Below are 4,542 nucleotides of genomic sequence, written 5' to 3'. Positions count from 1 at the left end.
GTGGGGCGTGACCGCCTCAGCCGGTGCCGGGGGGTTATCCACAATGTTGTCCCCACGCCCAGTGAGGAGAAGATGTGCGCGAATTCGGCTGCGACGAAACCGCCACCGATGATGACCAGGTGTTCGGGTAATTCAGCGATCCGCATGACTGTGTCGCTGGTGTGGTAGTCGACGCCGCAGGCGAGGATGGCCGACGGGATCACCGGACGCGACCCGGCGGCGACGACGACCTGTTCAGCGGTGAATTCGTCGCCGAGGTCGGTGCGCAGCAGATAGCGTCCGTCGGCCTGGACTGGCCCGAAGCGGGCGTGCTGGCCGTACACGTCGATGTTGGGGGAGGAGCGGCGGTAGTCTTCGCCGCTGATCCCGATCGGGTCGATGCGGCCGAAGATGCGCGAGACGATGTCGTCCCAGCGCACACGGTCGACGTGCGCGTCGACACCGTAGCGGGCCGCATGACGCACGGTTTGGGCCACCTCAGCGGCGTAGACGAACATCTTGGTGGGAATGCACCCGACGTTCAAACAGGTGCCGCCGAATGTGCCCTGCTCGCAGATCGCCACCCGCTTGCGCGCGTAGCGTTCGTCGAGAATGCTGTTGCCCGAACCGGTTCCGATGATCGCAAGATCGTAGGTTTCCACGCGGCTCACCCGTCCCCGGCCGATACCGCGGCCTCGGCGTCGGCGACGCGGCACAGGTACTCGGTCAACCAGGCGTCGAGTTCGTGGTAGGCCGCCTGGCGCGGCGCCGGCATGGACAGGAACACGTCGTGTTTGGCGTCTTTGACCGTAACGACGCTGGTGCGGTTGCCGATGCAACCGGCCCACCGGGCGATCTGGGCGACATCGAGGACCGCGTCGCCGCACTGCAAGGCGATCTCGTCAGCGGTGTCGGAGACGCTGTGATCGGAACGCAAAATCAGGTTGGGCACGCCAACGTCGAGCCCACGATGCAGCCGCGCCTGACCGCGGCGGACTGTATGTAGCCAGCCGAAGGTGATCGGGAAGCCGCCCAGCGGTTTCCACTGCAAGTTGTAGTCGAACTCGCCGTGGTAATCCCGATGCAGGCTGGCGCCGTACCCACCCGTGCCGGGCGCCCGGGCCACCCCCTTCTTGTACACCCGCGCCATCGCGGCGATCGCCGCCGAGGTCACCGCCCACCGCAGCGCCGCCGGCCCCGGTAGGTCCAGCAGTGGGCTGTTGAGCACCAGGCCGCCGATGCCTGCTTGCGCGGTGGCGCCACGTCCTCGCAGCCGGTCCAGCCACAGCGACACGATCAGCCCGCCAGCGGAGTGGCCGTAGACCAGCACCGAGTGCGCCTGAGTACGGATAACGGCAAGGGCTTCTTCGAGTTCGCGGTCGTATCGGGCCAGGTCGGTGGTGAAGTGCGGGGTCTGGCCGGGCCACCAGGAGCGCCCGCACTTGGACAAGTCCAGCGCGTAAAACGCGAAGCCACGCCCGGCAAAGTGATCAGCCAGCGCGGTGTTGAAGAAGTAGTCGGTGTATCCGTGCACCGCCAACACGGCGTGATTGGCTCGTGCGGGCTCGCCGCGGCGCACCAATGTCGCGACAATGTCGCCCTCACCGTCGGGATCGGGACCCAGCGGGATGGTGCGCTGCCAACAGCCGGGCAGGACATCGGGCACCCAGCCACTCACGCTCGCCAGCTTAGAGCCTGCTTTTCCAGCGCGGTCCAATCCGCCCAGACGGGCGCGTTACGCCCACAGCAAGCGGGATAACCTGAGGACGCCTGCGGCGCAGATAAGTGACGCCCGCGGTGCAGATAAGTAAGGAAGAACGATCTGGTGTCAGAGCCGAACGTCGCCAAGACCGACGTCGTGCTGGTCGGCGCGGGCATCATGAGCGCCACACTCGGCGCGCTGCTGCGAAGGCTGGAGCCTAACTGGTCGATCACCTTGGTCGAACGGCTGGATGGCGTCGCCACCGAGAGCAGCGACCCGTGGAACAACGCCGGAACTGGGCACTCCGCACTTTGCGAGCTGTATTACACGCCGACCCGTGACGGCTCCGTCGACATCGCCAAAGCCGTCCGGGTGAACGAGCAGTTCCAGGTAACCCGGCAGTTCTGGGCGTATGCGGCCGAAAACGGCGTCCTGGCCGACGTGCGCGCCTTCCTCAACGCGGTGCCGCATGCGGCCTTCGTGCATGGAACCGGTAGCGTCGACTACCTGCGGCGCCGCCATCAGGCCCTGGCCGCTAACCCGCTGTTCGCCCACACCGAGTTCATCGACGACGCAGACGAGTTTGCGCGTCGGCTACCCTTCGTGGCCGCTAAGCGTGACCTTGGTGAACCGGTTGCCTTGACCTGGGCATCCGACGGGACCGACGTCGACTTCGGCGAACTGACCAAACAGCTCGTCGGTTTTTGTCTGAGCACCGGCACCGCCGCATGGTTCGGCCATGAAGTGCGCAGCCTGACTCGTCAGCGCGACGGCAGCTGGACGCTCTCGATCCGCAACCGCCGCAACGCAGAAACCCGCAAGCTGAACGCGAAATTCGTGTTCGTCGGAGCCGGGGGCCACGCCCTGCTGCTGTTGCAGAAGTCGGGCATCGACGAGGTGAGGGGATTCGGCGGCTTCCCGATCGGCGGGAAGTTTCTGCGCAGCGCCAACCCGGCGCTCACCGCCGCGCATCGGGCCAAGGTGTACGGCTTGCCTGCACCCGGGGCGCCGGCGATGACGGCGCCGCACCTGGATCTGCGGATCGTCAACCGCCAGCCGTGGCTACTGTTCGGGCCGTTCGCCGGTTGGTCACCGAAGTTCCTCAAGCACGGCCGCGTCAGCGACCTGGCACGCTCGGTCAAGCCGGGCAACGCGCTGTCGATGATGCGCGTCGGTGTCAGCCAGCGGCGGCTGGTCAACTACTTGCTCGGCCAACTGGCGTTGTCGCGGCATGCGCGCGTCGAGGCCCTGCGGGAATTCGCCCCCAGCGCGGTCGACTCCGACTGGCAGACAACGCGCGCCGGCCAGCGGGTACAGGTGATCCGGCGCGGGCGGCTCGAATTCGACACCCCGGTCATCAGCGCTGCTGACGGCAGCATCGCGGGTCTGCTCGGCGCCTCACCGGGGGCGTCGATTGCGGTGTCGGCCATGCTCGACGTGCTGCAGCGCTGCTTTCCCACTCGGTATCAGGCATGGCTGCCCACGCTTAAAGAAATGGTGCCTTCGCTGGGCACTGAATTGTCTACTGAGCCGGAGCTGTTCGAGGAGGTGTGGTCATGGAGCACCAAGGTGCTGCAGCTGGAAACGGCAGGGGGGTCATGACCCGCGTCGGCGACGATGCAGAGCGCAGCGATGAGGAGGAGCGGCGCATGACTGTCGCGCTGCGCCGCGCCTGGGCGAAAGAGCTTGACGCGGCGAGCCTTTACGAACTGCTCAAACTGCGGGTGGAGGTGTTCGTCGTCGAGCAGGCCTGCCCCTATCCGGAGCTGGACGGCCGCGACCTGCTGGCCGAAACTCGGCACTTCTGGCTGGAAAAGCCCGACCGCGAGGTCATCTGCACCCTGCGGCTGATGGAGGAGCATGCCGGCGGAGAAAAGGCGTTCCGCATCGGTCGGCTTTGCACCAAACGCAACGCCCGCAGCCAAGGCCACACCACCCGGTTGCTGCGCGCCGCGCTGGCCGAGGTGGGCGACTACCCATGCCGGATCAACGCGCAGGCCTACCTGACGCACATGTACGCCCAGCACGGGTTCGTGCGCGACGGCGATGATTTCGTCGAGGATGGGATTCCCCATGTGCCGATGGTGCGGCCGGGCACCGGGGTGGAGGTCCAGCCGTGAAGCCGTATCCGTTCAGCGCGATCGTCGGACACGAGCAGCTGCGGCTCGCGCTGATCCTGTGCGCCGTGCGTCCGGAAATCGCTGGCGTGCTCATTCGCGGCGAGAAGGGCACCGCGAAGTCGACGGCCGTACGCGGTTTGGCCGCACTGCTTTCCGCCGCCTCCCAGGATGCACGGCTGGTCGAGTTACCGATCGGCGCCACCGAGGACCGGGTGATCGGCTCACTGGACCTGCAGCGGGTGTTGCGTGACGGGGAGCACGCGTTCTCGCCTGGGCTGCTGGCCCGCGCCCACGGCGGCGTGCTCTACGTGGACGAGGTCAACTTGCTGCACGACCACCTGGTCGATCTGCTGCTTGACGCCGCGGCGATGGGACGGGTACACATCGAACGCGACGGGATCTCGCATTCCCACGAGGCCCGCTTCGTGCTGATCGGCACGATGAACCCCGAAGAAGGCGAACTGCGCCCGCAGCTACTGGACCGGTTCGGGCTCACCGTCGACGTGCACGCGTCGCGTGATGTCGAGGTGCGCGCCCAGGTCATTCGGCAACGGATGGCCTACGAAGCCGATCCGGACGCTTTCGCCGCGCGCTATGCCGCCGCCGACGCCGAGCTGGCCCGCCGCATCGCCGACGCCCGGGAGCTGGTATCCGATGTGGTGTTGCCGGACAACGAATTACGCCGCATCGCCGCGCTGTGCGCGGCGTTCGACGTCGACGGCATGCGCGCCGATTTGGTGG

The 4,542-nt window shown here is 66.9% G+C and carries 4 protein-coding genes and 1 pseudogene (1 of these 5 only partly in view); 3 read left to right on the top strand and 2 right to left on the bottom strand.

The features are described 5' to 3' along the window. Both mtr and ACFE99_RS18045 read right to left on the bottom strand, forming a co-directional pair. Nucleotides 1-641 (bottom strand): annotated as a pseudogene (gene mtr / locus ACFE99_RS18050) (mycothione reductase); it reaches 765 nt to the left of the window's first position. A gap of 5 nt (nt 642-646) precedes the next feature. Beyond that, complete coding sequence (locus tag ACFE99_RS18045) at nt 647-1,657, bottom strand: alpha/beta hydrolase (RefSeq protein WP_375487650.1); 1,011 nt, start codon at nt 1,655-1,657, stop codon at nt 647-649. Nucleotides 1,658-1,804: 147 nt separating this feature from the next. On the opposite strand from ACFE99_RS18045, the gene mqo reads away from it, so the two are divergent. The 3 genes from mqo to ACFE99_RS18030 all read left to right on the top strand — a co-directional run. Further along, the gene (mqo, locus tag ACFE99_RS18040; protein ID WP_375487648.1) at nt 1,805-3,283 is read left to right on the top strand and encodes a malate dehydrogenase (quinone); all 1,479 of its coding nucleotides are present in this window, start codon (nt 1,805-1,807) and stop codon (nt 3,281-3,283) included. A 47-nt stretch (nt 3,284-3,330) separates the two neighbouring features. Next, nucleotides 3,331-3,801: a GNAT family N-acetyltransferase gene (locus ACFE99_RS18035; protein ID WP_375487646.1), complete on the top strand. Its 471-nt coding sequence runs from the start codon at nt 3,331-3,333 to the stop codon at nt 3,799-3,801. Next, nucleotides 3,798-4,542, top strand: a 745-nt coding sequence (locus tag ACFE99_RS18030) for an ATP-binding protein (protein WP_375487644.1), incomplete at its 3' end; no start/stop codon positions are given. The genes ACFE99_RS18035 and ACFE99_RS18030, both read left to right, overlap by 4 nt.

It is taken from the genome of uncultured Mycobacterium sp., assembly GCF_964249325.1.
Classification (GTDB): Bacteria; Actinomycetota; Actinomycetes; order Mycobacteriales; family Mycobacteriaceae; genus Mycobacterium.
This window is presented reverse-complemented; position numbering and strand designations above follow the sequence as displayed.